This window comes from Gemmatimonadota bacterium (genome assembly GCA_009838645.1).
Taxonomy (GTDB): Bacteria; JAAXHH01; JAAXHH01; order JAAXHH01; family JAAXHH01; genus JAAXHH01.
This window is the reverse complement of record VXRC01000034.1, coordinates 1-5,358: the sequence shown is the minus strand read 5'-3', so window position 1 is coordinate 5,358 and position 5,358 is coordinate 1. Positions and strand designations below refer to the sequence as shown.

General features: G+C 70.6%; 5 protein-coding genes. All 5 read left to right on the top strand.

Annotated elements, in window-relative coordinates:
• A partial coding sequence (locus tag F4Y38_09855; protein ID MXY49579.1) for a hypothetical protein occupies positions 1–151 on the top strand: 151 nt, incomplete at its 5' end.
• Positions 152–248: 97 nt separating this feature from the next.
• Positions 249–1,406, top strand: a complete 1,158-nt coding sequence (locus F4Y38_09850) for a tyrosine-type recombinase/integrase (GenBank protein ID MXY49578.1) — start codon at positions 249–251, stop codon at positions 1,404–1,406.
• Positions 1,403–1,693, top strand: a complete 291-nt coding sequence (locus F4Y38_09845; protein MXY49577.1) for a hypothetical protein — start codon at positions 1,403–1,405, stop codon at positions 1,691–1,693. The genes F4Y38_09850 and F4Y38_09845 overlap by 4 nt, the downstream gene beginning before the upstream one ends.
• 178 nt (positions 1,694–1,871) lie before the next feature.
• Positions 1,872–2,066 (top strand): AlpA family phage regulatory protein, encoded by a 195-nt coding sequence (locus F4Y38_09840; GenBank protein MXY49576.1) that lies wholly within the window; start codon positions 1,872–1,874, stop codon positions 2,064–2,066.
• 73 nt (positions 2,067–2,139) lie between these two features.
• Positions 2,140–3,498, top strand: a complete 1,359-nt coding sequence (locus tag F4Y38_09835) for a hypothetical protein (protein ID MXY49575.1) — start codon at positions 2,140–2,142, stop codon at positions 3,496–3,498.
• Positions 3,499–5,358 lie beyond the last annotated feature (1,860 nt).

Sequence of the window (5,358 nt, the reverse complement as noted above, 5' to 3'; positions counted from 1 at the left end):
CGGCATGGACGTGGTGGCCGTGTGGGAAGCAGCCAACGAGGCCGTCAGCCGGGCCCGCCGGGGCGAGGGGCCCTCGTTCATCGAGGCCAAGACCTACCGCTTCTACAACCGCAGCAAATCGCGTACTTCCGCTAAGTTAGCAGCGCTTTGACCTGCGGTTTTAGGTCTACGTTTCGTGGACTTCCCCTTAATCACCTAGGATTGGTGGGGAAGTCGGGGGAAGTCCCGGCACCGAGGAAGGGGAAGCGATGAGCGGGAAGCTGACAGCGAAGCAAGCCGAGCACGCCAAGCCGGGCAAGCACGGCGACGGCAACGGGCTGACGCTGCTGGTACAGCCGAGCGGGGCGCGGTCGTGGGTCGTGCGCTACCGCGATGCCGAGGGCAAGCGCCGAGACAAGGGCATCGGCGGGTACCCGGCCGTCAGCCTGAGCGAGGCCCGCAAGACGGCCGAGGCGATCCACGCCGCGAGCGCTGCGCCCGAGCCGGAAGCGGCACCCGAGCCGATGACGTTCTCCGAAGCCGCCCGGATGGTGTGCGGCACGCTGGAAGCGAAATGGCGCGATCCGTTGGGTGAGGGCCGGGCTTTCCGGCGCAGCCTCGAACTACACGCCGGGCCGCTCATGGCCAAGCCGTGCAACGCCATCACCCGCGCCGACGTGCTCGACGTGCTGCTGCCGATCTGGAACGACAAGCCCGCCACGGCTCAGCGGGTGCGCCAGCGGGTGAAGCTCATCATGAGCACCGTGATGGCCTACGACGAAACGATGCTGAGCAACCCGGCCGGGGAGGGCATCGACGGGGTGCTGCGCTCATGGACCGGACGCCGCACCGTAGCCCATCACCGAGCCGTCGCCGCCCACGAAGTGGCCGAGGTGCTGGACATCGTGAGCCGGGGAGCGACCACGAAAGCCGTCAGCTTGTGCCTGCGGTTTCTGGTGCTCACGGCCGCTCGCTCGAAAGAGGCACGCGAGGCACGCTGGGCCGAGATGGATGTAGACGGCCGCTGCTGGCTGCTGCCGCCCGAGCGCACCAAGCAGGGAACCGCCCACCGGGTGCCGCTCAGCGACGCCGCCGTAGACGTGCTGATCGCCGCGAAGGGACTCGACGACGGCAGCGGGTACGTATTCCCGTCGCCTAACCGGACATCGGCCGCAGTCGGCCGGCCGCTGGGCGACTCGACGCTGCGGAAAGCGCTCAGCGAGAATGCCATTGAGGGCACCGTTCACGGATTTCGCTCGACGTTTCGGGACTGGGCGCTGAAGCAGCCGGGAGTCAGCTTCGAGGCGGCTGAGCGGGCGCTGGCCCACACCATCGGCACGACCGTGACTGCCGCCTATCTGCGGGACGATCTGTTCGCTGAGCGTGCCGTGCTCATGGCGGCGTGGGCGGATTACGTCGGCCGATGAGTAGCCGCCGCCGTGCTGAGCAGCGCCGCCGTGCGCGTCAGCGGCGGCGTAAGCAGCGCGTCGAGGATGACGGCTATTACCGCCGCAATCCGATCATGCACGCGGTGGACAATCACGCTCAGCACCGGCTCGGCCCCGACCAGTCTCTGGCGGACGCGGATACGTCGCTGTTTCGCATCTGGAACGAGGCGGGCGCAGACTTCGGGCACATCGCGAACTGCTACGACGAGAGATGCGGCTATTGCGCGCTGTGGTGGGCGGGCGAGCCGCCGCCTTATATGGGGTGACTCTCTTGGGTATGGGGTGGCTCCCTTGGGTTCCTTGCTAGTGTCGGCGTGTCCGGCAGGGCCGGGCTAGCGGCGCCCGCACCGTTCAGCACGGCGGGAGTGCTGCGAAGCGCTGAACCGATCCTCACACGCGAGGGGCGGCTTGGCGCGCGTGCGAGGCGATCTCCGCCCCGCAGACATGACACAAGACGATGGCGTGCGGCTGCTGGGCCGCCCCGAGGTTGAGCACCGTTGCGGCATCGGCCGCAGCGAGATTTACCGGCGGCTGGACTCGGGCGATTTCCCTGAGCCGGTTCGGATCGGCCGGGCGGTGCGCTGGCGCTCCGATGGCATCGCAGCGTGGATCGACGCGTTGCCTCGGGCGACGCGATGAGCCGGGCACCCCGCAGAGTGCCCGACCCGGTTAGTTCGATCTGCCCCGACCAAGAAGCGGAGGAACTGCGTTCATGGTAGCCGCTGGCGGGGCAGCCGATGACGGCGCGCTGGCCGGGGCGGGCAGGCTCGACGCTGCTGCTGCTGCCCGGCTGCTTGCTGCGGACTGGCAGCCGTGGCACTGCTACAGCGTGTCTCGCGGCTGGCTGGCCCGAGAAGAGGGGCAGCTATGGCAGCCCGACGACAAGGCGCTGTGGCTGCGGGCGCGCATTCATGGCGCACTGGAGGCGGCGAAGAAAACCGACCGACGCGGACTCCGCACCGACCACATCGAGCGCGAGCTGGAGCCGCTGCTGGCTTACCGCGGCGAGTGGGACGCGAACCCCGCGGTGGCGGGTGTGGCTGATCCCGATGCTGACCATTGGCGGGTGCAACTGCTCGATGAGGGCATGGGCTATGACGGTATGCCGACGTTTGAGGATCGCGTCTCGCGCGTGCTCGGCTATGTGCCCGAGGCGGGCACCCCGGCGCACTTTCTGCGGCTGCTTGACCACATCGCGCCCGACGCCGCCGAGGCTGAGTGGCTTATGTCGTGGTGCGGGTATTGCTTGACGGGGCACACCCGCGAGCACTGCTTCGTGTTCCTGCACGGGCCGGGCGGCGGTGGCAAGACCGTGCTGCTGGTGGTCATGCGGCGCGTTCTCGGCAGCTACGCCGTCGGCATTCCCGATGACGTGCTTGTGACCAAGGCAGCCCGGCATCGCGAATGGCTGGCGAGGCTGGCGGGCGCGAGGCTCGCCGTGGTGCCCGAACTCCCGGCTGGCACTTGGGCGCATCTGGGCACCCTCAAAGCGCTCGTGTCGGGCGATCCGCAGACAGCGAACTACATGAGGCGCGGCAGCTTCGACTTCACCCCGGTTGCGAAGCTCATGATCGCCGGGAACTCCAAGCCGAGCCTGCCGCGCACCGACTCGGGCTTTCAGCGACGAATGCGGCTCATCCCGGTGCCCGCCGTGCCGCCAGCCGACCGCGACCCGCGCTTCCTGGACAAGCTGCACGCCGAAGGGCCGCAAATAGCGGCGCTGTTCATTGACGCCGCCCGCGACTACCTCGCCAACGGGCTGCCGCCCACACCCCAGCGGTGGCAAGCCGCCAGCGACGATTACCACGCGGCTGAGGACACCATCGGCCAATGGTGGGCCGACCACATCACGGCGGAGGCGGGCAGCTTCGCGCCCATTGCCGACCTCGCGGACCGGCTCAACCGCGACACGGGCCGCAAGCACACCACGACACAGATACGCGAATGGGCAGCCGAGAACGCGCCCGGCGTCAACGAGGCACGCCGACGAGTCAACGGCCACGCCAACGCGCGGCCCGGCTTCGACGGCATCGCACTACGACAGACCGGCACGCTCACCGAGGCACCGTGAACGCGCCCGAGCATGTCTGACCGGGCAAGTACCGGCCAGCTCGCCAAGTCAGCTATGAGCGCAGCCGCGCCCGGCTGCAACGGGCACACAGACCACTAGACCGGCTGCCCGCAGCCGGGCGCGACACCATCGCCCGACATAGCCAAGCCCGTCGCTGCTGCCCGGTGTGCCTCGCCAAGGTCGGGCTTCCTCGCGATGCACCGCGGCGGCGAGCGGCCGTAGCGTTTTTCGGTTGGGGTGCTGTGAGCGCACGGGGGGACTCGCCTACCCGTGTCGCGCCCGTAGTTTTCCCGGGATTCGTGAGCGCTGCCCGCGCCCGAGTGTGTCTGTGTGTCTGGTGTGTCTGCGATTCGCGTTAGCGCTCCCACGCGCGCGTGGAGGCGCAATCAGAAAAGGCGGACACACCAGACACACAGGCACACAGACAGCGGCAAGACCGGCACCTCGACGGCTCGCCCGGCCCGTGACGGCACCGTCCGCCCGCACCGCGCACCCGCCGACCGAGGGGGGAGTCCACCGTGCTACCAAACCCGCCCGTGGGGACCCCTGCCGCCGTCGGGCCGCCGGTCTCAAGGGACCGACGGGGGGAGGTTTCGCGTCTCTCTCATTCGTCTCTGAGGCGTGAGTGATGACGGCGGCTTGGCGGGCCGTGCCGCCTGTCGGGCATCGTGGCCGTGCCAGCACGCCGAGAACGGCGCTGAGCCTCAGCGGCATCGCCAGCACGCCGCGAAACACGGCACAGCGCCCCCGCCGTCGCGTTCACGGCTCAGCGCCCGAACAGCAGCCGCACCGTGCCAGCGCGGCCCGTGATGGCACCGCCCACCCAGCCGCCGCACCTACCAACCGATGGGGGACCCTCGGCTTCTCTCTTTATGCGGTTTCTCAGAACGAAGTTCTGAGAAACCTCGGGCGCTGCGGCGACGGCTGGCGGTCCGCTGAGCGAACCGCCCGGTCCGCTGCGGCTGCGAACGCGCAGCGGTTCGGCACGCGCAGCGCTGCGAGGTGCTGCGGGCGGCCGTGGCGGGCAGTGTTGAGGCAGCCGGGCGATGGGCCGCTGAGCGGGCCGTACAGACGGGCGCTCGGGCGGCGAACGGCGACACTCCCGCAGCGACGCTGCTGGCTCGGCTCGGCAGCGGGCGGCTTGACCGGCACGGGCGCGAGCGCCGGGCGCTGCGGCGTCGCCTGAGGTGCGGGCTGGCGGCTCGCTGAGCGCGACACCGCCCGCTGACACTGCCCGCAGCGGGGGCTACCGGCACGACGCGCCCGGTGTCGACGAGACGGCGACGCTGCCCGCACCCAGCGCCCGGCTGCGCGTCTGTGCCCGTCGTGTGCCCCGGCTTGGCCGGTCGGCCCCGTGTGTCGGCATGGCCGAGAGACGGCAGCCCGTCAAGCCCGCGCGCTGCTGCCGCGTCGGCGTCGGGCCGCAGCCGTCAGCGGCGATGGGGCGGCTTGTGGCGTTCGGGGCAGCCGACGGCTGCGAGTGTCCACGGCCGCACGTCTGCGGACAGCCACAGCGCACCTGCACGGGTGCCACCCCAACGGGCCGCGCGACGCGCCGCCCGGCGCTGACAGCCCAGCCGCGACAGGCACGCTCGAGCGCAGCCGCCCGGCGCCTCGCCCTGGCCGCGACGGCCCGCCAGCCACGAACCGCCGACGTGCGCCGAACCGCCGCGCCCGCTGCTCAGCGCGCTGTCCGCCGCTGCGCTGCCGCCTGCGCGGGAAGCGGCCGGGAAGCCTCGCCCGCCGCCGGACCGGCACCCCAGCCGGCCAGCCGAGAGCCTGCAACGCCAGCGCCCGAGCCGCCGCCAGCGCTCATCGCCCGCCCCGAGTCTCTGGTCACGAAGCAACCAGAAACCGAAA